Below are 25,069 nucleotides of genomic sequence, written 5' to 3'. Positions count from 1 at the left end.
GCGTACCGCCACGCTTTTTGCTGCGGGCGCGCCTTTGGGGAGGAAAACATGAAATTCACCGCGCTTCTGGCGTCGGTGGCGACGTCGCTTGTGCTGACAAGCGGCGCCTATGCCACCACCATCGGCATCGCCATGCCGACCCAATCATCGTCTCGCTGGATTTCGGACGGACGCTCGATGGTCGAGTTGTTCGAGGCCGCCGGCTATGACACCGACCTGCAATATGCCGAAGATGACATTCCCAACCAGCTGGCGCAGATCGAGAACATGATCACGCGCGGCGTGGACGTGCTGGTGATCGCCGCTATCGACGGCACCACCCTGTCCAACGCGCTGGAAAACGCCGCGGCCTCGGGCATCCATGTCATTGCCTATGACCGCCTGATCCGCGACAGCGGGCATGTGGACTACTACGCGACCTTCGACAACTTTCAGGTCGGTGTGCTGCAGGCCACTTCGCTGGTCGAGGGCCTGCACGAGCGTTTTGGCGACGGCCCGTATAACGTCGAACTTTTCGGCGGCTCGCCGGACGATAACAACGCCTATTTCTTCTACAACGGCGCCATGTCGGTGCTGCAACCGCTGATCGACGCGGGCACGATCAATGTCGCTTCCGGTCAGGAAGGCATGGAAACCGTCGGTACGCTGCGCTGGGACGGTGCGGTGGCGCAGTCGCGGATGGATAACATCCTGTCGGCGTATTACACCGAAAATCAGGTGCATGGCGTGCTCAGCCCTTACGATGGGCTGTCCATCGGTATCCTGTCGTCGCTGCGTGGTGTCGGCTACGGCTCGGGCGATCTGCCGATGCCGATCGTCTCGGGGCAGGACGCCGAGATCCCCTCGGTCAAGTCGATCATCGCCGGTGAGCAGTACTCGACCGTGTTCAAGGACACCCGCGAACTGGCCCGCGTGACCGTCGGGATGGTCGAAGCGCTGATCAACGGCACCGAGCCCGAGATCAACGATACCTCGACCTATGACAACGGCGTGCTGGTGGTGCCCTCGTACCTGCTCTCGCCGGTGTCGGTCGATGCGTCGAACTGGGAAGAGGTGCTTGTCGGCTCGGGCTATTACACCGCCGACCAGCTGAACTGACGCAAAAGCAAGGCTTTGGCCCAAGGATCCGCCCGTGTCACCGGATGCGGGCGGATCCGTTGCATCTATGGAGGACGAGCATGCCTGCGCTGCTTGAGATGCGGTCGATCACCAAGACATTTCCGGGCGTCAAGGCGCTGGATAGGGTGACCCTGTCGGTGCGGCAGGGGGAAATTCACGCGCTGGTCGGGGAGAACGGCGCGGGGAAATCAACGCTGATGAAGGTGCTGTCGGGGGTCTATCCCGCAGGCAGCTATGACGGCGAGATCCATTACGACGGCGCGCTGGCGCAGTTTCGCTCGACCGCGGACAGCGAGGCGCGCGGGATTATCATCATCCATCAGGAGCTGGCGCTGGTGCCGCTCTTGTCGATTGCCGAGAACCTGTATCTGGGCAACGAACTGGCGCGCGGCGGGGTCATCAACTGGCATGAAACCAACAAGCGCACCGAAGCCCTGCTCAGGAAAGTCGGTCTGACCGAGCCGCCGACCACGCTGGTGGATACGCTGGGCGTCGGCAAGCAGCAGCTGGTCGAGATTGCCAAGGCGCTGTCCAAAGAGGTCCGCCTGCTGATCCTCGACGAACCGACCGCCGCGCTCAGTGAATCCGACAGTCAGGCACTGCTGGACCTGATGCTGGAGCTGAAAGCGCAGGGCGTCACGCAGATCATCATCAGCCACAAGCTGAACGAAATCCGCCGGGTGGCCGATACGATCACCGTGATCCGCGACGGCTCGACTGTCTCGACACTGGACGCCACCACTCAGGCGGTCAGCGAAGCCCAGATTGTGCGCGACATGGTCGGCCGGGATATGGCCAACCGCTACCCTGAGCGCGAGCCGCGGGCAGGTGAGATGCTGCTTGAGGTCAGCAACTGGAACGTCTGGCACCCTGACCATGCCGATCGTCAGGTCATCCGCAACGTGAGCTTCAACGTCCGCGCCGGGGAAGTGGTGGGGATCGCGGGGCTGATGGGTTCGGGGCGTACCGAACTGGCGATGAGCCTCTTTGGCCGGTCTTACGGGCGCAACATTTCCGGCGACGTGCAGCTGCATGGTCAGCCGGTCAATGTCTCGACGGTGACCGGGGCGATTGCCGCCGGGCTGGCCTATGTCACCGAGGACCGCAAAAGCCTGGGGCTGGTGCTGGATGAGACCATCGAGCGCAACATCACCCTGGCCAATCTGCCCGCCGTTTCCAGCGCCGGGGTGCTGAACATGGCCGAGGAAACCCGCGTGGCTGAACGCTACCGGGCGGCGATGAACATCCGCACGCCCAGCGTGTTTCAGCATGTGGTGAACCTGTCGGGCGGCAACCAGCAAAAGGTCGTGCTGTCAAAATGGCTGTTCGCCGGGCCTGAGGTGCTGATCCTCGACGAGCCGACGCGCGGCATTGATGTCGGTGCGAAATTCGAGATTTACGGAATTATCAACGACCTGAGCCGCGACGGCAAAGGGGTGGTGATGATCTCGTCCGAAATGCCCGAACTGCTGGGCATGTGCGACCGGATCTACGTCATGAATGAGGGGGCGCTGGTCGGCGAGTTGTCCGCCGCCGAGGCCAGCCAGGAGCGCATCATGTCGCTCATCGTGAACACACAGGAGAACAGCCATGCAATCGGCTGAAACCGGCACCGTGCGGGTGCAAAAGAACTTCGGCCATTACCTGAAGACCCATGTGCGCGACTACGGCCTGCTGTTCGCGCTGATCGCGATCATGCTGTTCTTTCAGGTGGTCACCGATGGCACGCTGTTGCGGCCGATCAACATCACCAACCTGTTCTTGCAAAACAGCTATATCATCGTGATGGCGCTCGGCATGCTGGTGGTCATCGTCTCGGGCAACATCGACTTGTCGGTGGGGTCCGTCATGGGGTTCATCGGGGCGGTGGCGGCGGTGATGGTCGTGCAGTGGCACTGGCCGATCTATATCGCCATGCCCGCCTGTCTGGTCGTTGGCCTGTTTATCGGTGCCGCGCAGGGCTATTGGGTCGCCTATTGGAAGATCCCGTCCTTCATCGTCACGCTGGCCGGGATGCTGGTGTTCCGGGGCCTGTCGCTCTGGCTGCTCGAAGGCCAGTCCGTCGGCCCGTTCCCCAGCAATTTTCAGGCGCTGTCGACCGGTTTTGTGCCCGACATCTTCGGGTTCGAGCGTCCCACGCCCAACGGCACCGCCGTTTCTGCGGGGATCATCGCGGCGGGCACCATCGTCTGGCTCAGCCTGCGCGCCCGTTTCCGCAAGCAGCAATACGGCATGGAGACTGAGCCGACCGCCTTCTTCGTCGCCCGCGTCACCATCGTTGCCGGGGCGCTGGTGTTCGTGGCCTACAAGCTCGCCACCTTCCGGGGTCTGCCCAATGTGCTGATCTCGATGGCCGTGCTGACGGTGATCTACGCCTTTCTGACCGAGAATACCGTGATCGGACGGCGCATCTATGCGCTGGGCGGTAACCAGAAAGCCGCCAAACTCTCGGGGATCAAGACCGAGCGCCTGACCTTTCTGGCCTTCGTCAACATGGGGATGCTGGCCGCGCTGGCCGGGCTGATCTACGCCGCCCGGCTGAACTCGGCGACGCCCAAGGCGGGCTTCGCCGTCGAGCTGGACGTGATCGCGGCGGTGTTCATCGGCGGGGCGTCAATGTCCGGCGGGGTCGGCAAGATCGTCGGGGCGGTGGTCGGTGCCTTCATCATGGGGGTGATGAACAACGGCATGTCGATCATGGGCATCGGCATTGATTATCAGCAGGTTATCAAGGGCTTGGTCCTGCTCGCCGCTGTCTGTTTCGATGTTTACAACAAGGGCAAGCAGAGCTGAGCGCAGCCGCTTTTCCAAGGGGATCAAGATGACGTTTCAACCAGCATCATGGCCAAGAAAGCTGCGCAGCCAGGAATGGTACGGCGGCACCTCACGCGACACGATCTATCACCGCGGCTGGATGAAGAACCAGGGCCACCCGCACGACCTGTTCGACGGCCGCCCGATCATCGGCATTCTGAACACCTGGTCGGACCTGACGCCCTGCAACGGGCATCTGCGCGAACTGGCGGAAAAGGTTAAGGCCGGCGTGTGGGAGGCCGGAGGATTTCCGGTCGAAGTGCCGGTCTTCTCGGCCTCGGAAAACACGTTTCGCCCGACGGCGATGATGTTCCGCAATCTGGCTGCGCTCAGCATCGAGGAACAGATGCGCGGCCAGCCTATCGACGGCGCCGTTTTGCTGGTCGGCTGCGACAAGACCACGCCCAGCCTGCTGATGGCGGCGGCCTCGACGGATCTGCCCTCCATCGTGGTGACTGGCGGGCCCATGCTGAACGGGTATTTCCGCGGTGAGCGGGTCGGATCGGGCACGCATCTGTGGAAATTCTCGGAAGCCGTGAAGGCAGGCGAGATGACGCAGGAGGAATTTCTCGAGGCCGAGGCGTCGATGTCCCGTTCCTCGGGCACCTGCAACACGATGGGCACGGCCAGCACCATGGCTTCGATGGCCGAGGCGCTGGGCATGGCCCTCTCGGGCAACGCCGCGATCCCGGCCGTCGACAGCCGCCGCCGCGTCATGGCGCAACTGTCGGGGCGGCGCATCGTGCAGATGGTCAAGGATGACCTGAAACCGTCCGACATCCTGACCAAACAGGCCTTCGAGAACGCGATCCGCACCAATGGCGCGATTGGCGGGTCGACCAATGCGGTGATCCATCTGCTGGCCATCGCGGGCCGGGTCGGCATCGACCTGACCTTGGATGACTGGGACCGCTGCGGGCGCGATGTGGCAACGATCGTCAATCTGATGCCATCGGGCAAGTACCTGATGGAAGAGTTCTTTTATGCCGGTGGCCTGCCCGTGGTGCTCAAACGTCTGGGCGAGGGCGGGCAGTTGCACAAGGACGCGCTGACCGTATCCGGGCAAAGCATCTGGGATGAGGTCAAGGACGTCATCAACCACAACGACGATGTGATCCGGCCGCTGGATCAGGCGCTGGCGGCGCAGGGGGGCATCGCGGTGCTCAAGGGCAATCTGGCCCCGCGCGGCGCGGTGCTGAAGCCGTCGGCGGCGTCGAAACATTTGCTGGTGCACCGGGGCAGGGCGGTCGTGTTCGAGGACATCGACGACTACAAGGCGCGCATCGAAGACCCCGATCTGGACATCGACGAAACCTGCGTGATGGTGCTCAAGAATTGCGGACCAAAGGGCTATCCGGGCATGTCCGAGGTCGGCAATATGGGCCTGCCCTCCAAGGTGCTGAAAAAGGGCATCACCGATATGGTACGCATTTCCGACGCGCGCATGTCGGGCACCGCCTATGGCACCGTGGTGCTACACACCGCGCCCGAAGCGGCGGCGGGCGGGCCACTGGCCGTGGTGCGCGACGGTGATATGATCGCGCTGGATGTGCCGGGGCGCAGCCTGCATCTGGATATTTCCGACGCGGAACTGGCCGAACGGCTGGCCGCGTGGCGGCCCAACCACGAGCGCCCCGAGAGCGGCTATGCGTGGCTGCATCAGGCGCATGTCGAGGGGGCGGATACCGGGGCGGATCTGGATTTCCTCAAGGGTTGCCGGGGTTCGCCGGTCGGAAAGGATTCGCATTGATGGACATCGCCCTGATCGGCATCGGCAAGATCGCGCGGGACGCGCATGTGCCCGCCATCGCCACCAGCCCGGATTGGGAGCTGGCGGCGACGGTCTCGCGTCACGGGCGGGTTGAGGGTGTGCAGGACTACCCGGATCTGGACACGCTGTTTGCGCAGCGCCCGGATATTCGCGTCGTCTCGCTTTGCCTGCCGCCGGTGCCGCGCTTTGAGTATGCAGTGCAAGCGCTTTCTGCCGGTCGGCATGTGATGCTGGAAAAGCCGCCGGGCGCGACGCTGGCCGAGGTTCACGCGCTCGAAGCGCTGGCCCGTGCCCACCGCGTTTCGCTGTTCGCTACGTGGCACTCGCGCGAGGCCGCAGGCGTGGCGGCGGCGAAAAGCTGGCTGGCGGAGCGGGCGCTGCGCAGCCTGCGCGTGATGTGGAAGGAAGACGTGCGCCGTTGGCATCCGGGGCAGGACTGGATCTGGGAACCCGGCGGGATGGGGGTTTTTGACCCCGGCATCAACGCGCTGTCCATCGTGACCGAGATCCTGCCGGTGCCGATCCATGTCACGTCGGCGGTGCTCGAGGTGCCAGAAAACCGCCAGACGCCGATTGCCGCACGGCTCGACTTTTATCATCCAGGCGGGGCCGAGATCGCCGCGGATTACGATTTCCGCCACGAGGGCGAGCAGACCTGGACCATTGAGGCCGAAACCGACGCCGGGCTGATGCGCCTGACCGGGGGCGGGGCGCATCTGTCGGTGGACGGGGGTGATCTGGTGGACCCCAATGTCCCGGCGCTCGCCGGCGAATACCCGCGGCTCTACGCCAAATTCGCCCAGTTGATCCAGCGCGGCGGCTGCGATGTGGACCTTGCGCCCATGCGGCTGGTGGCCGACGCTCTTGCACTGGGGCGGCGCGTTGCGGCCGACCCGTTCAATTGGTGAGGGTGCGATGCAGCAAGACACAATCCAACAATTTGGCACGGCACCCGATGGCAGCCCGGTCTGGCGCGTCCGGCTGGAGAATGGCGGCACAACCGTCTGGGTGATGAGCTGGGGTGCCAGCGTGCAGGATTTTCGCATCGCAGGCGTGGCCGAGGCGATGGTTCTCGGCAGCCCCGATTTCACGCCCTATCTGGACGAGATGATCTATTTCGGCGCCGTCGTCGGGCGCGTTGCCAACCGCATCGCGGGGGGGCGTGCGGTGCTGGACGGGCGCGTGCTGGCGCTGGATCGCAACGAGGCGGGGCGCACCACGCTGCACGGAGGCTCGCACGGCACGGGGCAGGCGAACTGGCGGTTTGACGGCCACGATGCCACCAGCTGCGCGCTGTCGATCCGGCTGCCCGACGGGCTGGACGGCTTTCCCGGCACGCTCGACCTGACCGCCCGCTACAGCCTTGATGACGAGGGCGCGCTGACCCTGTCGCTCGACGCACAGACCGACGCGCCGACGTTCTGCAACTTCGCGCCGCATTCCTACTGGACCCTTGGCGCAGCCGACGGGCTGACAGACCATCGCCTGCGGGTCGCGGCTGAGACATACCTACCCACCGATGCCGCCGAAATCCCCCTTGGCGTTCAGGCACCGGTTGCTGGAACCCGCTTCGATTTCCGCTCTCAGCGCGCTGTCATGGCGGCGGGGGATGCGCCCCTTAACCATAACCTTTGCCTGCCGGGCACACCCGCGCTGCGCCCGGTTTGCTGGCTGAGCCATGGCGAGGTGACGCTGGAAATTGCCACCGACGCCATCGGCCTGCAGCTCTATGACGGCGTGCATATCAACACCGGTGCGCTGCGCACGCACACCGGCCAGCCGTACCGCCCGCACGCCGGTCTGGCCATCGAGCCGCAAGCTTGGCCCGACGCCCCCAATCAACCCGATTTTCCGCCCATCACGCTCAGACCCGGCGCGCGCTGGACGCAGGTTTCGCGCTATGCGGTGACCCGCCGGCCGGGTTCGGATCAGGAAAGGACCAAACCATGAAGCATCCGTTAACAGGTATCCTGCCCGTCGCGCCAACCCCCTTCCACGCCGATGGCCGGGTCGATGAAGAGGGCATGCGCCGCGTGCTCGATTGCATGATCGATCAGGGCGTCGATGCGATCTGCATCCTCGCGAACTACTCGGAACAGTTCCTGCTGTCGGATGACGAACGCGCGCTTTTGATGCGCGTCAGTCTTGAGCATGTCGCCGGGCGCGTGCCGGTGATCGTCACCATCAGCCATTTCCACACCGGCATCGTCGTCGAGCGTGCCCGCGCCGCGCAGGCGATGGGGGCCAGCATGGTGATGATGATGCCGCCCTATCACGGCGTTGGACTGGTGCCGGGAGAGCTGGGGATATGGGAGCATTTCGCGGCGGTGTCGGACGCTATTTCGATCCCGATCATGGTGCAGGACGCGCCGCTGTCAGGGGTGACATTGTCGGTGCCGCTGCTGGTCCGCATGGCGCGCGAGATTGAGAATGTCAGCTATTTCAAGATGGAAACGCCCTTTGCCGCCGACAAACTGGCCGCGCTGATCGCCGCCGGGGGCGCCGATATTGTCGGGCCGTTTGATGGCGAGGAAGCCGTAACCCTGCTTGCCGATCTTGACGCGGGCGCGACGGGCACGATGACCTCGGCCCTGCAGCCCGAGAGGATCCGTCCCATCGTCACCCGCTACCGCTCGGGCGATACCGACGGCGCGCTGGCGCAGTGGAAGCTGTGCCTGCCGCTGATCAACCACGAGAACCGCCAATGCGGGTTGCGGGCGGCCAAGACGGTGATGAGGGCGGGCGGGGTGATCGGCAGCGATGCCGTGCGCCATCCGTTGCAGCCGATGTCCGAGCGCACACGCACACGGTTGTTGCAACTGGCGGGTGAGCTGGATCTGATTGCACTTCGGTGGGGGAAGTAAGGGGGATGGGCGTGACTTATGAACCGCACGGCAAACACCTGATCGCGGGAGCGTGGGTGGGGGCAGAAACAACCTTCTCCTCGGCCCCGTCCACCGGCCCGGCCTATCGGTTTTCTGCCGGGTCGGCGGTGCTGATCGACGCTGCTTGTCAGGCCGCTGAGGACGCCTTCTGGTCCTATGGCTACGCGTCGCGTGAGACCCGCGCCGCGTTTCTTGAGGCGATTGCCGAGGAAATCGAGGCACGCGGCGCGCTGCTCACCGCCACCGGCAACGCCGAGACCGGCCTGCCCACCGCCCGGCTTGAGGGCGAGCGCGGGCGCACCACCGGCCAGTTGCGCCTCTTTGCCAGCCATATCCGCGCGGGCGATTACCTCGACCGGCGCGTCGATCCCGCCTTGCCCGACCGCCAGCCCGCCCCACGCCCCGAACTGCGGATGATCGAACGCCCTGTCGGCCCGGTCGCGGTGTTCGGTGCGTCGAACTTCCCGCTCGCGTTCTCGACCGCCGGGGGCGACACGGCCTCGGCCCTTGCCGCGGGCTGTCCGGTGGTCGTCAAAGGGCACGAGGCGCATCCCGCCACCACCGAACTGGTCGCCGAGGCGATCCTTGCGGCGATCACCCGATGCGGCGTGCATCCCGGTACGGTTTCAGTCGTGCACGGTGGCAGTATTGAGGTCGGCGGCGCGCTGGTGCGGCATCCGCTGATCACCGCGGTCGGCTTTACCGGCTCACTGGGTGCGGGGCGGGCGCTGTTTGATCTGTGCGCAGCGCGGCCCAACCCGATCCCGTTCTTTGGCGAGCTGGGCAGCGTGAACCCGATGTTCCTGCTCCCCGCCGCGCTGGCCGCGCGCGGCGCGCAGATCGCGGCGGGCTGGACCGGGTCGCTGACCATGGGCGCGGGGCAGTTCTGCACCAATCCCGGCGTGGTCGTGACGCTCAGAGGCCCGGACACCGAAGCCTTTATCGCCAAGGCCACCGCCTCACTGGACGGGGCCGCCGCGCAGACCATGCTCACCGACGGCATCGCGAACGCCTACCGCAAGGGCCGCGACCAGATCGCGGGCTCGGCGGGGGTACAGGCGGTGCTGACCTCGGTCTGCGACCGTCGCAACGCGACGCCCTATCTCTTTATGACCACCGGTGCCGACTGGCTGGCGAATGAAGCGCTGGGGCATGAGGTCTTCGGTCCGCTGGGTCTGATCGTGCAGGTCGCGGATCTGGAGGAGATGCGCGCCGTTGCCCGTTCGTTGCAGGGCCAGCTGACCTGCACGCTGCATATGGACGAGGCCGACACCGATCTGGCGTTGGGCCTGATGCCGATCCTCGAGCGCAAGGCGGGGCGGCTGCTGGTTAACGGCTATCCCACCGGCGTGGAGGTCTGCGACGCAATGGTGCACGGCGGGCCGTACCCGGCCAGCACCAATTTCGGCGCAACCTCGGTCGGTACGCTGGCGATCCGGCGGTTCCTGCGACCGGTGTGCTACCAGAACCTGCCCGCCGCGCTGCTGCCACAGGATCTGGAGTGAGCCATGGCCAGCGCTGACTGGATCGCAGCGGATTGGGGCACCTCGCGCTTGCGGGTCTGGGCGATGGACGCGCAGGACCGGGTGATTGCCAGCGCCGCGTCGGATCAGGGCATGGGCGGGCTGACGGCAGAGGGGTTCGAACCCGTGCTGGCCGCGCTGATTGCGCCATGGCGCGGGGCGGGCCAGCGGCTTGAGGTGCTGATCTGCGGGATGGCGGGCGCGCGGCAGGGGTGGGTTGAAGCGCCTTATGCCGCTGTGCCCTGTGCGCCTGCGGGCAGTCTCGGTGTGACCGCGCCTACCCACGATCCGCTTTTGTCGGTGCGTATCCTGCCGGGGCTGTGTCAGCGCGATCCGGCGGATGTGATGCGCGGCGAAGAAACCCAGATCGCGGGCTTTATTGCCGCTGATCCGGGCTATGACGGGACGATGTGCCTGCCCGGAACGCATGCCAAATGGGTGCGGGTCGCGGGCGGCTCGGTCCAGAGGTTCAGCACGGCGATGACCGGCGAGATGTTCGCGCTGCTCGGCCAGCAGTCGGTGCTGCGTCACTCTTTGGACGGGGAGTGGGACGCGGATGCGTTCGCGGCGGCCGCCGCCGAAGCCCTCGCCGAACCACAGGGGCTGAGCGGGGCCTTGTTTGGCATCCGCGCCGCCTCGTTGCTGCATCCCGTGTGCGCGGGGGCCGCGCTCGCGCGGCTGTCCGGGCTGCTGATCGGCGCGGAACTGGCGGCGATGCGCCAGTATTGGCAGGACGCCCCGGTCACCGTGATCGGCGATGCGGCACTGGCGAGCGCTTATGTCCAGGCACTTGCCAACGCGGGCTGTGCGGTGCGCCAGCAAGACGGTGCAGCGCTGGCACTGGGGGGGCTGATCGCGGCCCGCAGATTTGGGAGGGACAACACATGAGCCGAAAGATCGTCGCCATTCTGCGCGGCGTCACCCCCGACGCGGTCGAGGGGATCGCCGGGGAACTGCTCGACGCCGGGATCGAGATCATCGAGGTGCCGCTCAATTCGCCCGAGGCGCTGCGCTCGGTCGCGCTGCTGGCCACCCGCTTTGGCGAACGCGCGCTGATCGGCGCGGGCACCGTGCTGACCCCTGAGGATGTCGCGGCGGTGCAGGCGGCGGGCGGGCGGCTGGTCGTGTCACCTGACACCAACCCCGAGGTGATCCGCGCCACAAAGGCAGCGGGAATGCGCTCGTATCCCGGCGTGATGACCCCCAGCGAGTGCTTTGCCGCGCTGCGGGCGGGGGCTGACGGGTTGAAACTGTTCCCCGGCTCGCTGATCGGTCCCGCCGGGTTGAAGGCGATCCGCGCCGTGCTGCCTGCGGGGACACAGGTGCTGGCGGTCGGCGGGGCCGGGGCGGAAAACTTCGCCCAATGGAAAGCCGCGGGGGCGGACGGCTTTGGCATCGGCACCGCACTCTACCGGCCCGGCGATGATGCCGCCACGGTCGCCACCCGAGCCCGCGCCATCGTGCAGGCCTATGACGCGGTGTTCCCATGAGCACGGTCTATGACACACGGCGCTGCGCGTTGGGGGAAGGGCCCTTGTGGCACCCCGAACGCGGTCAGCTCTTCTGGTTCGACATTCTGGGTAAGCGACTGCTCTCGCGTGACGGTGCCAAGCCACTGGAGTGGCGGTTTGATGACATGGTCTCGGCAGCCGGTTGGGTGGACCGTGACACGCTCCTGATCGCGTCCGAGACCGGGTTGTGGCGTTTCGATCTGACATCGGGCAACCGCATGCTGGTGATCCCGCTTGAGGCTGACAACCCGCTCACCCGCTCGAACGACGGGCGCGCCGACCGGCAGGGCGGGTTCTGGATCGGCACGATGGGCAAGGGGGCGCAGCCCGGCATGGGCGCGCTCTATCGCTATTATCGAGGCGAGTTGCGCAAGCTCTTTGCGTCAATGACCATCCCCAATGCGCTGTGTTTCTCGCCGGACGGCACGCTGGCCTATTTCTCCGATACCGACGCCCAGCGTCTGTTTCGCGTGGCGCTGGATGCGCAGGGCTGGCCGAGGGGCGCGGCGGCACCGTTTGTCGATCTTGCCCCCAAGGGCCGCTACCCCGACGGCGCGGTGTGCGATTCCGAGGGCGGGATCTGGAACGCACATTGGGGGGCAGGCTGCGTGGAGCGGTTTCTGCCGGACGGCAGCTTTGACCGCTCGATTGCGGTTGCCGGGCTGCACAGCAGTTGCCCGGCTTTCGGTGGCGCTGATCTGGCGACGCTGTTCGTCACCAGTGCCTATGACGGGCTCGACAATCCTGACGCCGACCAGGGATGTGTCTTTTCGCTGCCGGCGGGTGTCGCCGGACTGGCGGAGAATCGCGTCGATTTGTGACCGCCGAGGCCGAAAACCCCGCATTTTACGGTGTTTCGTGGACTTCGGCCTTGTTCTCGGCTGCTTGCGTGGTCAACTTCATACCCCTATAGGACCAAGACGGTACAGCGTCCGAAAGGATCAGTTCATGACACGTTTGCGGATTTTGCAGGTTGAAGACGACCACGATATTCTGGACATCTCCAAGATCGCTTTGGAGGCCATCGGCGGCCATGAGGTGTTCCAATTCTCGGATGGCAACGAGGCGATCGCCAAAGCGGAAGAAATCTCACCAGATCTGATTCTGCTTGATGTGCTGATGCCGCGGCTGTCGGGACAGGAAACCCTGGAGCAGCTGCGCAGTCTGCCCAAGTGCAAACAGGTTCCGGTCATTTTCATGACCGCCAAGACTCAGGAAGAGGTGGTCAACCGGCTGCGCGATATCGGGGCGGCGGGGATTGTGATAAAGCCTTTCGACCCGATTGCGCTTTCGGCTGACATTGCCAATATACTGTCATCCACGGCTGTTTGATCCTGAACGCCGATTGTTTTCTGGTTATCGACGATAACCATTACTTGAGCCAATTGGTGACGATTTGTTTACATTGCGCGCGGTTTCGCGGGGATGGAATTCTACATATTGTCATGGTTCCACATCTGTGAGAATCAGCTAGAAAGACTTGGTAGCGTATTGTTTGCAACTCAGAGGTGACAAGTCCGGCGTCACGGAGCGTTCTATGAAGATTCTGGCCGTCGATGATGACGCATTTATTCTTGAGCTTTTGGGCTTGTTCACCGCGAAGGTGGGCTTTCCCAATGTGACCAAGGCCGCATCCGGCCCCGAAGCGCTTGCGCTGTTGAACGAATCCTCAAACGGTTATGACTGCATACTGTTGGACATCAGCATGCCCGAGATGGACGGTATCGAGCTGTGTGGCCGCATCCGGGCGATGCCGGCCTATAGCAAGACGCCGATCATCATGCTGACCGCGATGCGCGAAAAAAGCTATGTGGACGGGGCGTTTAAGGCTGGGGCGACGGACTATCTGACCAAGCCGCTCGACGTGACCGAACTGGGCGCGCGGCTGCGTGTGATCGCTGAACTGGTCGCGGCCCGCCGCAGCGTTCAGGCTTTGACCCACGATACGGTGACGCTGGCCAGCAACACCCCTGCGATCCCGCTCGAGCGCGAAATTCCGATCGAAGGCGTGCCGGGGCTGATCGAATACACGGCCTTGGGCAACTATATCCTGCAGCTGTCGGACTCTGGTCTGGGCACGGCGCAGGTTGTTGCGGCCAAGATCAACGACATCGAAGAGATCTATGAAAAGGCGTCGCCGGCCGAGTTCCAGCAACTGATTGCCACCATCGCCGCCGCCCTCAGCGCCGTGTTTCGCGAGTTTGAGGGCGCACTGGCCTACTCTGGTAACGGCGTTTTCCTGGTGATGTTCTACAAAGAGTCGATGGAGCCTTCGGCGGGCCTTGAACGGACCTTGCAGCTGTTGATCGACAAGAAAGGTCTCAAGTATGTCGATGGCACGCAGCTTGATGCCATCGTCACCATTGGCAACCCGATCCGTCCCAATCCGGGCAAGGCGCGTCGAATCAGCAAGACCTTTGATCGCGCCGTAGCGCGTGCCGAGAGCCGCATGAGCAAGCGGGCAGCGTCGGACTAACCCGCGCTGCCCTTGGCCTTCTGATCAGCTACCGCTTTCGTAAATCGTTTCATCGCGCACAGTGCTGGTCCGAGGGGCCGGGCGCTTTGTCGGAATGGTGAACCAAAAGGTCGTGAAACCGTTGGGCACGCTGTCATAGCCAACCTCGCCGCCCGACTGCTCGACGATCTGTTTGACGATGCTCAACCCCAGCCCTGTCCCGCCGCGGCTGCGGGTGGCCGACTGCTCGGCCTGCGAGAAGGGTTTGAAGATACGCTTGCGGAAGGCATCCGAGATGCCGACGCCCTGATTCTTCACCGCGACGCGGACAAAATCGCCGGTTCGTTCCACCATGATATCCACGACGCTGCCCTTGTTGGCGAATTTCGTCGCGTTGGACAGCAGGTTCGCCATGATCTGATGAAAGCGCTTCTGATCGGTATAGCCGTTCAGACGGCGGCTCAGGCTAATGACATTGCAGGTGACATCGTACTTCTCGGCAATAGGCGTATTCGCCATGACTGCATCCTCGATCAAAGGCAGGATCGGGGTTTCGGTCAGGGTAAAGGTCACTTGTCCCGAAGAATACTTTTCGAAATCCAGAATATCATCGATCAGGGCGCGCAGACGGTTTCCATTCTGTTGGGCAATATACAGAAGGCGCTGTGTCTGGTCCGAGTAATTCTCGTCGGTGAACGATGTTAAAAGCGAAAGAGCCCCGACGATGGAGGTAAGAGGCGTGCGAAGCTCGTGACTTACAGTCGCGACAAATTCGTTCTTCAATTCGATCAGGCGGCGGTGCTCTGTTACGTCGACGATCTGAACGATAAAAGCCTCAGGGTCGCCATTCATTGCCTTGATCAGAGCGACGCTCATCAATCCCCAGACAATGGCGCCATCGCCGCGGATCAATCGCTTTTCGATCCGGTAGGAGGGAATTTCACCGGCCTTGAGCAGCACCAATTGGTCCACGTCGCTATCGACATCTTCATGAAGCAGGAACGAGTTGAATTCCTTGTCCACCAACATGGTTTCGCTGTAACCGTAAAGCGAACAGAACGCTGTATTAACAGAATGAATCGTTCCATCCAGATTAACGATGGCCTTGCCGATGGGGGCGTTATCAAAGGCAAGACGGAATTGCTCGTTGCTGCGCACGAGTGCAAGTTCGTGGCGTTTTCGTTCGGTTACGTCGATCAGCGTGCTGGCCACGATGCGCGGCGTTCCGCCCGGTTTGCGTTCCGTCACGAACAACCCGGCGCGGATCCAGCGCCATGATCGACCGTCGGGGGTGAGAAAGCGATACTCGCACGACGCCTGATCCAGATTCGAGGTCATCAGGATCTTGGTGGGCGACAGGGCAATTTCCAGATCGTCGGGATGCACCCGCGACCGCCATTCCTGACGCATCTCGGCCGGATCGGTCGCCTTGAGTTCAAGAATATCCTGCGCAATCGAAGACGTCGAAACAACCATCGAGTCGGGGAAGAATTCGACAACCCCAATGCCCGCCCCCCGGATTGCAAGGTCGGACAGCATCAGGTCATGATGCAGCTTTTTCAACGGCTCGGCTGCATCGCCAATATCATGCACAACCAGCGTGAAATGCGAGGGTCCGACCGGATTTTTCACCCGTTTGATGAAGTATTGCAGGTTGAGTTCGATTCCGTCCTTGCGCCGGCCTAAAACCCCGCTGGCCGACGCGTCGTCAATCACCCGGCTTATCACGCTGCGCGCGCGTTCGAGGGCTATATCGGGGAGAAGTCTGGCCAAAGGCAGACCACGCATTTCGTCACGCGTATAGCCGAACAACTGCGCCGCTTCAGGGGTGCATTTGTCGATCGTTCCGCCGGCATCAATGGTCAGCAGGCAAATGCCGAGGGTCTGAAAGGCGTCGTCGGCATATTGGGCGTCCATGAACTCTCCTACGTCTTGAGCGCCAGCTTGGCCGAGCCCACCAGTGTATCTTGGCATTTTGCAACGGGCTTATTTTCGCCATCTTGTCGCAGTGCCGTTGTGTCTGCGCGGGTTCACGGCGTGTGATCGCGTTTCCCTTGCATGTGCATTCTCGCCGCAAGCTTGGCGCGAAAGGGTCGCCAGCGCAACGGGTTGCGCAAGGAGCATGTCACAGCAAGTAGGCAGATTTAGGGCCGACTTCCGATTGGGCGCAAGATTCTGCGCCCTTGCCGACCCTTCGTGCACGATGCTTGCAGCCGCTGATCAGGGCGATTTGTTACCGCTAATTCGAGCATGGAAAGACCGCTGTATGGTCACATTCCTGCCGCGTTCCTTGGACAAATTGTTAACGATGAACAGGGGCTCATGCCCGATGCGGTGCCAACCATCTGTCGGTGTCGCTGTGTGAGATCCAAACGAAGGTAGGCAGTGACATGAAGATTCTTGCCGTCGATGACGACGAAATGGTTCTGGAGATTTTGTTCTCCGGCTTGCGGGCGTCTGGGTATACGGACGTTGATCTTGCACCTTCCGCCAAGGCCGCGATGAAGAAGATCGAAGAGGCGACAACGCCCTACGATTGTTTCATGTTTGATATTCAGATGCCAGAGATGGATGGCATCGACCTGTGTTCGTGGGTGCGCAAGCGCCGTGAGTATGAAAGCGCGCCCATCCTCATGGTGACCGCCATGACCGAGCGCAGCTATATCCAGCGCGCGTTCAACGCCGGGGCGACGGATTACGTCACCAAGCCGTTTGACCCGCTGGAACTGAGCACGCGGATCAAGATGGCTGATCGTCTGGTGCGTGACAGCGCCCGTGCGAAAAGCGCCGCGTTCGAGATCCAGGATCTGCGCGACAAGATGGAGAATGACTTTCGCGTCCCCTTCACCGATCCCGTGACGATTTTTGGCGTTCCCAGTGTCATCGGGCGGCTGAACATGGAGAACTACCTGCGGCAGCTGTCGCGCTCGGGTCTGTTCTCGACCTCGGTTTTTGCGGTGCATGTCACCGGTCTGGAAGGGTACTACCGCACGCTCTCGGCGTCGGATTACTACTTCCTGCTCGTCGATGTGGCCGAGAGCCTGTGTGCCGCTCTGGGTGACCGTGAGTATTTCGTTTCCTATGCGGGGAGCGGATCGTTCCTGATCACCGTGCAGCACGCAAATGCGATCACGCCGTCCATGGTGGAACGTCAGGCTTCGGAGGCGCTCAACAAGATGGGCGCAACCCAGGGGTTCGATGGCCGCGCCTTGTTGCAATACCGTTGTGGCGAGCCGGTGCGTATCGGGGTGCTCTTTTCGGGCGGCTCGGTCGAGAAGGCTCTGGATATGGCTTTGGAAAAGCTGGAGCGCACCCTGTTGGCGCGCAATGAAGGCGCTTATGTCTCTGCACGCACGCCGGGCCTTGGCTTGGCGAGTCTCTTTGTGAAATAAAAAAATGCACAACTCAAACTCCACCCAAACAACCTGGGAGTCGCCCCGCGACATCCCTCTCGTCAGCCCGCAAGACGCTGTTGAGGCAGCGATCGAAGAACTGCGCCCGCGCTATCAGATTGCTTTGGGCGAGTATCACAAGCGGCTTGAGGGCGCGTTCTACGCCTTGCTTCGCGGTGCCGGTTCTGCCGAGGATCTGCGCGACGTTGTCTATATCGCGCACCGGATCGCGGGTACTGCGGGGAACTTTGGCCTTGATGACCTGGGCCAGCGTGCCCGTGAAGTCGACGAAGCGCTGGGGCCGATTGCCGACGCCCCGAAACAGGCGCTGCGCCATCTGGGTCTGGTTGCCCGGCTGATTGCGGCGCTGTCATCGACGGTGAACAAGAAGGCGTCCTGAGCCGGGCGCCGGATGTGATCGAAAACCAATAAAAAACCCCGGACGGCCTGTCGGCTGACCGGGGCTTTTTCGTTGCATGGGCGGCGGTTAACTCGCCGATGACGCGCCGATCTTGGCGGTGTCGTAAGGCGTGGTCTGGTAGATTTCGTTGATCCAGTTGCCGTAGAGCAGATGCGCATGGCTGCGCCAGCGGTTCATCGGCTGCTGGGTCGGATCGTCGCCGGGATAGTAGTTGACCGGCACCGTGATCGGTTTGCCCGACTGCGCGTCACGGTCGTATTCTTCCTTGAGCGTGCCCGAGTCATACTCGAAATGGTTGAAGATATAGAGCGCGCGATGCGCCGGGTCTTCGACCAGACAGGGGCCAACCTCGTTCGAGCCCAAGAGCGTGGTCAGGCCGGGCACCGCGTCGACCTCGGGCGCGCGCATCTCGGTCCAGCGGCTGACCGGGATCAGCACATCATCCGAGAAGCCGCGCAGATAGGGCGAGGCAGGCGCGAGGTTACGGTGGCGGAAGCAGCCGAAGGCCTTGTCGCTCAGGATATGCTTGGGCACGCCGTGGAAGTAGTTGATCATCGCCATGCCACCCCAGCACACGCCGAAGGTGGAATGCACGTTGGTCTGCGTCCACTCAAAGACCTCGCGCAGCTCATCCCAGTAGGTCACCTCCTCGAACGGCAGGTGTTCGATGGGCGCGCCGGTGATGATCAGCCCGTCCAGCTTTTCGTCCTTCACGTCCTGAAAGGGACGGTAGAACTCTTCCATATGCTCTGCGGCGGTGTTCTTGGTCAGATGCTCGGTCATGCGGATCAGTTTGAGATTGATCTGCAACGGTGTCGCGCCGATCAGCCGGGCGAACTGGTTCTCGGTCTGGATCTTTTTCGGCATCAGGTTGAGCAACCCGATGGTCAGCGGGCGGATGTCCTGAATGGCGGCGCGGCTGTCGTCCATGACCATGACGCCCTCACGCGAGAGGACGGAATAGGCGGGCAGGTTTTCGGGCAGGGTGATAGGCATCGGATAAATCCGTCGATTGGGTGCGGGATCGGGGGCCGTCAGGCCGCCCGTGAGGCGCGCTTGGCTAGGGCCTCGACGATCAGCTCCCTGAAGTCATCGGGGGTCTGAACGCGGGCGATATCGTCGGCGGCGACCGTCAGACCCCAGTTGCGTGCCATCGCCTCGTAGCGGGGCTGGCGATGTGCCAGCGCACGGGCGTAGGTCCAGCGCACAAAGGCGTCAGGGTCCACCGCCCCGGGCATTCGCCCGGTTTCCGCCAGATAGGCGTTCCAGCATTCGAGCAGGAATTCTGGCCGATAATACATCGGCTTGGGCGCGCGGTCGAAACGCTCGATCAGCGCCTGCATGTGCTCGTCCGAGCCTTCGATCCAGACCAGCAGCAGGTGGCGCGAGAGCACGCTTAGCACCGGGTCCACGCGGCTGTCAGGGTTCACCACCTCGCAGATGGAACCGCCCGAGTCGCAGACGAAATTGTCGTAGCCATACAGCTCTTGCGCCCGCGTCACGAACTTGGGCGTGTCCATCAGCGCCGCTATCTCGGCCTCGCGGTGCTCGCCCTGACGGCGGCGGTATTCGTCGAAGGGCAACCCACCCTTGGCCGGGTCGCCGGGCTTGCCCAGATAGGTGCTCAGCGGCGACAGGTTATCAAAGGTGATGTTCGAGCCGATATAGACGGAATCCGACAACAGCAGCTCACGCAGCAGCGGAACCTTCATCGCCTCGCGCTTGAAATTGTCGGTGATCGCCTCGCCCATGTAGCGCGTGCCGATGCGGTAATCGACCGAGTAGTGGAACCACCCGCCATCGCGCAGAATAGCCGAGATCCGCGTCTTGCCCAGACCGGACATGCCGAACAGCACCACACGTTTATGCGCGGCGTCGGACCATTCGGTGGGCGTCTCATAGATCATTGCGGTTCTTTCTGCCTTGGCGGTCAATATGGCGCGCTCAGGGCCGGGGTTCAAGGCGGGTCACCCCGACACCCCCGGCGCGGGCCAGATCGGGGTCCAGGGTCATCGGGATATACTCGCCACGCCGCCAGAGCACGCCAAGGTCATCGTAATGCCGGCTCAGCGGGTGGCCCGACTCGCCGGTCGAGATGATGAACACGCTCGCCTCAGGGTCGCCCATGTCATAGACCCCGCGATAGCCTGCGCCATGCACGTTCAGATACGGCTCGCGTGCGCCCGGAGGGCCGCCGCGCGTCAGTCCGCGCATCAGCGTGTTGTCGCCCCCGCTGGTCGATTGGCGGATGTTGACGAAATGGCGCAGGATCGGCACGTCGCCCAGCACCGGATGGTCATGCGTCGCCTGATGCGCATCGCCCCAGCGCCAGCTTTCAATCGCCGGGCCATAGGCCTGTTCCAGCTCCAACAGTGCCGCATCCAGCGCCGTGCGCGCGATGTCGACGCAGCTTTCCACCACCGCCGACTGCACCACGTCGCACCAGACGCCTGCGCCGTCGGTGTTGCGGAACACGCGCTCGATGAACTCGGGCTCCATATGGGTGAACATGTCGGTCGAGGGGCCAAGCTCGTCGCGGATCAGGCGGAACTGCAACTCGCGCATCCAGGCGGCGTAGATCAGCGGCTCGGGCAGATGCTCGGACATCTCGCCGTTCCAGTCGGCCAGCAGTTGCAGCGCCAGCTGGCGCTGCGCCTCGGGCGTGCCGGGGTTGGCGGGCGTGTCCTGGAACCACAGTTCCGCCCCGACCAGCGGCAGCAGTGTGCGCGCGGCCTGACTGACGGTATCGAGCTGCGCCTCGATGAAGCTTTCGCGCGTGTGGACCGAGCGTTGGCGCATCAGCCGCACCCAGCGCTGAATGCGCGTGGTATCGCCCCAGTCAAAGCTGACATGCAGCGGGAAGGGGCGGTCGAGCGGCTTGTTGTTGGTATTGCCCAGCAGGCCGGTCAGCGGATCGACAAACCGCGGGTTCGAGGCATAGGGGAACGTCCCCTCCCAGCGCGCGTTAGGGTCGGCACCGGGGGCGGGCATGCGCCCTTGCGTCGGATGCAGCGCATTGCGGCGGGGCATGCGGCCGATCATCTGCATGGCGATATGGTCGTGGTCGATCAGCGTCAGGTTCTGCGACGGCGCGACATACATCTCGCCTGCGTCCAGCGCTTCATCCACCGACTGCGAGCGCATGATGCCGATCGCCGCGCTCATCGAGGTGTCATCGCCGGTCAGCGCCGTCCAGCTCAGCGCGGCGACCTGACCGGGCGGGGTGATCGCGGCCAGTGAGTAATGCGAACCGGGCAGGATCGGGCCATTCTCGGACCAGCGCAGGGTGATCGTCACCGGGTCGCTGTCGGCGACCTGAATGATTGAGCGACGGGTTTCGAATTCGGCCCAGCCGGTCGGCGTGCGATAGCGCTGGGTGGTGTCGGGGTCCAGTTCCTCAAGGAAAAGATCCTGATCGTCCATGTAGCTCGAGGTCAACGCCCAGCCCAAAGCCTCGGACCGGCCGACCAGCACTGCCGGGATGCCGGGGATGGTGCCGCCGGTGACCGCGCCCGTGCTCAGCTCAAGCCGCGCCAGATACCAGATTGTCGGTGCGGTGAAGCCCAGATGCGGGTCATTGGCCAGCAGCGTGCCGCCATTCGCCGCGCGCTGCGGTCCCGCTGCCCAGACGTTCGAGGCCCCCGCCATGGCAGACGACGTGAAAGGCGAAAAATCCTCCCCCGGTGCCTGTCCGGGGACCGACGGGGCCATGGCCAGTTGCGTATCGGTCAGCGTCGGGAACAGGCTGGCGAAATCGGGCAGGGCGGCAAGGCCCGAACCGTCGTCGATCGGCATCAGATCATTGGTGCGTTCCTCGCCGATCAGGGCGGAGAGGCGCGCGTGTTGCACCTCATTTTCCAGATGACCCGACAGTTGCACCGCCATCAGCTTGATCATCGCAATGGAATCAGCGGGTTGCCACAACCCGATCTCACCGGGGAACAAGAAATATTCCGGCGCACCCCGGCCCAAAGCCCGGTCATTGACCAGATTGATCCACGCGTTCACACCGCGCGCATAGGCATCGAGCGCCGCCAGCGTGTCGTCGTCCTGTGCGCTGACCGATTCCTGCGCCAGCCCGTACAGATCCAGCCGACGCATCAGCTCGTCCGTGCGGATCGTGCGCTCGCCGAAAATCTCGCTCAACCGGCCCTGCACCGTGCGGCGCATCAGCGTCATCTGCCACAGGCGGTCCTGCGCATGTGCAAAGCCCAGCCCAAAGAACACATCCGCGTCGTTATCAGCGAAAATATGCGGCACGGCCCAGGTGTTACGGGCAATCTCGACGGTGCCTGAGACGCCCCGCACGCGCCAGTCGGCGTCATAATCGGGCAGTGAGCGCGACAGGAAATAATACACCCCGACCACCACCACGACGGACAGCACGACGAGTGCGGTCGCGATGCGCAGCAGCCAGCGGAACAGGGTGATCATGGGGGGCGGCCTCGTTGTGTTGACCTCGGAACCAGGTTCGTTTCCTATGATCTTGGGCGCGCGAGCGCAATTCAAACCAGCGGCAGTAAGGGGACGGACATGGCCAAGGTGGCATTTCTGGGCTTGGGGGTCATGGGCTATCCCATGGCGGGGCATCTGGCAAAGGCCGGGCATGAGGTAACGGTGTATAACCGCACCGCCGCCAAGGCAGAGAAATGGGCCGCCGAGCAGGGCGGCAAGGCTGCGCCGACTCCGCGCGAGGCCGCGCAAGGCGCTGAATTCGTGCTGTGCTGCGTGGGCAATGACGCCGATCTGGCCTCGGTCTGCCGGGGCGAGGACGGGGCGTTCGCAGGGATGCAGGCGGGCGCGATCTTTGTCGATCACACAACCGTGTCAGCCAAGATCACCCGCGAGCTGAACGCCGAGGCACGTGAGGCCGGTCTGGGCTTTGTCGACGCGCCGGTGTCGGGCGGGCAAGCGGGGGCCGAGAATGGCGTGCTGTCGGTGATGTGCGGCGGGGCCGAGGGCGACTATGCCGCCGCCGAGCCGGTGATGCAGGCCTACGGGCGCACGGTGAAGCGGCTGGGCGAGTCGGGCTCGGGGCAGATCGCCAAGATGATGAACCAGATTTGCATCGCGGGTCTGGTGCAGGGTCTGGCCGAGGCGCTGCGCTTTGGCGAAAAGGCCGGGATGGATGGCAAGGCAGTGGTCGAGGTCATTCAGGGCGGCGCGGCGGGCAGCTGGCAGATGGTCAACCGCCACGCCACCATGCTGGACGGCAAGTTCGACTATGGCTTCGCCGTTGACTGGATGCGCAAGGATCTGGGCATCTGCCTGCAAACCGGCGACGAAATCGGCGCGCCGCTGCCGATGACGGCCATGGTCGATCAGTTCTACAAGGACGTACAAAACATGGGCGGCGGGCGCTGGGATACCTCGTCGCTGATCGCGCGCCTGCGTCGGGTTGATGGCGATGCTTGAGACCCGCATCGCGCAGGGCAGGGGCGACGAGCCTGCCGATCTGGTGCTCAAGGGCGGCGTGGTCTGGGATATGGTCACCGGCGCGAAGATCGCGGGCGATGTCGCGATCTGCGGTGACCGGATCGTGGGGATCGGGGCCGACTACAGCGGCAAGCGCGAGATTGACGTCTCGGGCAAGCTGCTGGTGCCGGGGTTCATCGACACGCATCTGCATATCGAATCGTCCTGCATCACGCCCTATGAGTTTGACCGCTGCGTGCTGCCGCGCGGCGTGACCACGGCGATCTGCGACCCGCACGAGATCGCCAATGTCGCCGGGCTGACCGGCATTGAGTATTTCCTGAACGCCAGCACCCGCACGGTGATGGACATTCGGGTTAACCTGTCCTCGTGTGTGCCGTCCACGCACATGGAGACCTCGGGCGCGGTGCTGACGGCGGCGGATCTGTTGCCGCTGGCCGATCATCCGCGCGTCATCGGGCTGGCCGAATTCATGAACTATCCCGGCGTGATCTTCCGCGATCCGGGCTGCATGGAAAAGCTCAAGGGGTTCGAGGGGCGTCATATCGACGGCCACGCGCCGCTGTTGTCAGGGCGCGATTTGAACGCCTATGTCACGGCGGGGATCCGCACGGAACATGAGGCGACCTCGGCTGCCGAGGCGACCGAGAAGCTGCAAAAGGGGCTGCGGGTGCTGATCCGCGAAGGCTCGGTTTCCAAGGATCTTGAGGCGCTGGCCGAGGTGCTGACACCCGTGACCTCGGCCTATATGTGCCTGTGTACCGATGACCGGAACCCGCTGGACATCGCCGAACACGGGCATCTGGACTACATGATCCGCCGCCTGATCGAAAAGGGCCGCGACTCGCTGTCGGTCTACCGCGCGGCGTCGCTGAGCGCAGCCGAGGCGTTCGGTCTGAAGGATCGCGGTCAGATCGCCCCGGGCAAGCGCGCCGATATCGTGGTGCTGGACGATGCCGCGCAATGCCGCGCGACGATGGTGTTCTGCGGCGGCGTGCTGGCCGACGATGCAGCCTTCGCGGCGCGTGAGGTGATCGAGCCTGTGGCACGCGCCTCGGTCCATGTACCGCCGCTGACGCCCGAGAGCTTCCGCTACGCTGGCAACAACCCCGAAACCCCGGTCATCGGCATCTGGCCCGGCAAGATCCTGACCGAACACCTGCGCCTGCAGATCCCGGCGACGGATGGGGACAAACGCCCTGATCCGTCGCAGGATCTGGCGCGGATCACGGTGATCGAGCGGCACGGCAAGAACGGCAACATCGCCAATGGCTTCGTGCGCGGCTTTGCGCTGAAACGCGGGGCGATTGCCTCGACGGTCTGCCACGATCACCACAATATAGCGGTGGTCGGCTGCGATTACGCCGATATGGCGCTGGCCGCGCAGCGGCTGGGCGAGATCGAGGGCGGGTTTGTTGTGGTCGAGGGCGGGCGCGTGCTGGCCGAACTCGCGCTGCCGGTGGCCGGGCTGATGTCGTTGGAACCCTTCGAGTTTGTGCGTGACCGGCTGGTGGCTCTGCGCGAAGCCGCCCGGTCGCTGGGTGTCGAGCTGGAGGAGCCTTTCCTGCAACTCGCCTTCGTCGCGCTGCCGGTCATTCCCCATCTCAAGATCACCGATTTTGGCATGGTCGACGTCGATAAATTCGAAGTGATCGGGTGAGCGGGTGGCGGCGGTCAGGGGCATCGAGCCCCCGCCCGCCGCCCGCGCGTTCCGCGCGCAACAGAGAGGGGGGCTAGCCCCC

The 25,069-nt window shown here is 63.7% G+C and carries 21 protein-coding genes; 17 read left to right on the top strand and 4 right to left on the bottom strand.

Annotated elements, in window-relative coordinates; genetic code table 11:
- The first annotated feature begins 48 nt into the window (after positions 1-48).
- The 13 genes from chvE (at position 49) to EAE28_RS03725 (ending at position 14,099) form a co-directional block, all read left to right on the top strand.
- Positions 49-1,098: a multiple monosaccharide ABC transporter substrate-binding protein gene (gene chvE / locus EAE28_RS03785; RefSeq protein WP_127104473.1), complete on the top strand. Its 1,050-nt coding sequence runs from the start codon at positions 49-51 to the stop codon at positions 1,096-1,098.
- A gap of 80 nt (positions 1,099-1,178) precedes the next feature.
- Positions 1,179-2,723 carry a multiple monosaccharide ABC transporter ATP-binding protein gene (gene mmsA / locus EAE28_RS03780; protein ID WP_127104472.1) on the top strand — a complete coding sequence of 515 codons (1,545 nt, stop codon included), beginning with the start codon at positions 1,179-1,181 and terminating at the stop codon, positions 2,721-2,723.
- Positions 2,710-3,912 carry a multiple monosaccharide ABC transporter permease gene (mmsB, locus tag EAE28_RS03775; protein WP_127104471.1) on the top strand — a complete coding sequence of 401 codons (1,203 nt, stop codon included), beginning with the start codon at positions 2,710-2,712 and terminating at the stop codon, positions 3,910-3,912. Before mmsA ends, mmsB begins: the two co-directional genes overlap by 14 nt.
- Positions 3,913-3,940: 28 nt before the next feature.
- A complete protein-coding gene (araD, locus tag EAE28_RS03770; RefSeq protein WP_127104470.1) occupies positions 3,941-5,683 on the top strand; it encodes an L-arabinonate dehydratase in 1,743 nt (580 codons plus the stop codon).
- Positions 5,683-6,612 carry a Gfo/Idh/MocA family protein gene (locus tag EAE28_RS03765; protein WP_127104469.1) on the top strand — a complete coding sequence of 310 codons (930 nt, stop codon included), beginning with the start codon at positions 5,683-5,685 and terminating at the stop codon, positions 6,610-6,612. The genes araD and EAE28_RS03765 overlap by 1 nt, the downstream gene beginning before the upstream one ends.
- Before the next feature lie 7 nt (positions 6,613-6,619).
- Complete coding sequence (locus EAE28_RS03760; RefSeq protein WP_127104468.1) at positions 6,620-7,654, top strand: aldose epimerase family protein; 1,035 nt, start codon at positions 6,620-6,622, stop codon at positions 7,652-7,654.
- Positions 7,651-8,568, top strand: a complete 918-nt coding sequence (locus EAE28_RS03755) for a dihydrodipicolinate synthase family protein (protein WP_127104467.1) — start codon at positions 7,651-7,653, stop codon at positions 8,566-8,568. Before EAE28_RS03760 ends, EAE28_RS03755 begins: the two co-directional genes overlap by 4 nt.
- A gap of 5 nt (positions 8,569-8,573) precedes the next feature.
- On the top strand, positions 8,574-10,094 hold the full coding sequence (locus EAE28_RS03750) for an aldehyde dehydrogenase (NADP(+)) (protein WP_425466754.1): 1,521 nt from the start codon (positions 8,574-8,576) through the stop codon (positions 10,092-10,094).
- Positions 10,095-10,097: 3 nt separating this feature from the next.
- Positions 10,098-11,000, top strand: coding sequence for a 2-dehydro-3-deoxygalactonokinase (locus tag EAE28_RS03745; protein ID WP_127104465.1), 903 nt, complete (start codon positions 10,098-10,100; stop codon positions 10,998-11,000).
- Positions 10,997-11,602 (top strand): 2-dehydro-3-deoxy-6-phosphogalactonate aldolase, encoded by a 606-nt coding sequence (locus EAE28_RS03740; RefSeq protein ID WP_127104464.1) that lies wholly within the window; start codon positions 10,997-10,999, stop codon positions 11,600-11,602. Before EAE28_RS03745 ends, EAE28_RS03740 begins: the two co-directional genes overlap by 4 nt.
- Complete coding sequence (locus EAE28_RS03735; RefSeq protein ID WP_127104463.1) at positions 11,599-12,444, top strand: SMP-30/gluconolactonase/LRE family protein; 846 nt, start codon at positions 11,599-11,601, stop codon at positions 12,442-12,444. Before EAE28_RS03740 ends, EAE28_RS03735 begins: the two co-directional genes overlap by 4 nt.
- Positions 12,445-12,571: 127 nt before the next feature.
- Complete coding sequence (locus EAE28_RS03730) at positions 12,572-12,955, top strand: response regulator (protein WP_127104462.1); 384 nt, start codon at positions 12,572-12,574, stop codon at positions 12,953-12,955.
- 205 nt (positions 12,956-13,160) lie between these two features.
- The gene (locus tag EAE28_RS03725) at positions 13,161-14,099 is read left to right on the top strand and encodes a response regulator (protein WP_127104461.1); all 939 of its coding nucleotides are present in this window, start codon (positions 13,161-13,163) and stop codon (positions 14,097-14,099) included.
- A gap of 24 nt (positions 14,100-14,123) precedes the next feature.
- Here EAE28_RS03725 and EAE28_RS03720 read toward each other — a convergent pair whose 3' ends face one another.
- Positions 14,124-15,995 carry a PAS domain-containing sensor histidine kinase gene (locus EAE28_RS03720; protein WP_164736544.1) on the bottom strand — a complete coding sequence of 624 codons (1,872 nt, stop codon included), beginning with the start codon at positions 15,993-15,995 and terminating at the stop codon, positions 14,124-14,126.
- A gap of 473 nt (positions 15,996-16,468) precedes the next feature.
- Here EAE28_RS03720 and EAE28_RS03715 point away from each other — a divergent pair, with 473 nt between their 5' ends.
- The gene (locus EAE28_RS03715) at positions 16,469-17,470 is read left to right on the top strand and encodes a response regulator transcription factor (RefSeq protein ID WP_127104459.1); all 1,002 of its coding nucleotides are present in this window, start codon (positions 16,469-16,471) and stop codon (positions 17,468-17,470) included.
- Between the two features lie 4 nt (positions 17,471-17,474).
- Complete coding sequence (locus EAE28_RS03710; protein ID WP_127104458.1) at positions 17,475-17,870, top strand: Hpt domain-containing protein; 396 nt, start codon at positions 17,475-17,477, stop codon at positions 17,868-17,870.
- A gap of 87 nt (positions 17,871-17,957) precedes the next feature.
- Here the strand turns inward: EAE28_RS03710 and metA are convergent, their stop codons facing one another.
- The 3 genes from metA to EAE28_RS03695 are packed head-to-tail and all read right to left on the bottom strand — an operon-like array spanning position 17,958 to position 22,325.
- Entirely contained in the window at positions 17,958-18,887 is a 930-nt protein-coding gene (metA, locus tag EAE28_RS03705) for a homoserine O-acetyltransferase MetA (RefSeq protein ID WP_127104457.1), read from the bottom strand.
- Between the two features lie 38 nt (positions 18,888-18,925).
- Complete coding sequence (locus EAE28_RS03700) at positions 18,926-19,798, bottom strand: ATPase (RefSeq protein WP_127104456.1); 873 nt, start codon at positions 19,796-19,798, stop codon at positions 18,926-18,928.
- A 37-nt stretch (positions 19,799-19,835) separates the two neighbouring features.
- On the bottom strand, positions 19,836-22,325 hold the full coding sequence (locus EAE28_RS03695) for a penicillin acylase family protein (RefSeq protein ID WP_127104455.1): 2,490 nt from the start codon (positions 22,323-22,325) through the stop codon (positions 19,836-19,838).
- Positions 22,326-22,424: 99 nt separating this feature from the next.
- Here EAE28_RS03695 and EAE28_RS03690 point away from each other — a divergent pair, with 99 nt between their 5' ends.
- Entirely contained in the window at positions 22,425-23,306 is an 882-nt protein-coding gene (locus EAE28_RS03690; protein WP_127104454.1) for an NAD(P)-dependent oxidoreductase, read from the top strand.
- Positions 23,293-24,987, top strand: coding sequence for an adenine deaminase (gene ade, locus EAE28_RS03685; protein WP_127104453.1), 1,695 nt, complete (start codon positions 23,293-23,295; stop codon positions 24,985-24,987). Before EAE28_RS03690 ends, ade begins: the two co-directional genes overlap by 14 nt.
- Positions 24,988-25,069: the final 82 nt, after the last annotated feature.

Source organism: Pararhodobacter zhoushanensis, from assembly GCF_003990445.1.
Classification (GTDB): domain Bacteria; phylum Pseudomonadota; class Alphaproteobacteria; order Rhodobacterales; family Rhodobacteraceae; genus Pararhodobacter; species Pararhodobacter zhoushanensis.
The sequence above is the reverse complement of the archived record's forward strand: the minus strand, read 5'-3'. Positions and strand labels throughout refer to the sequence as shown.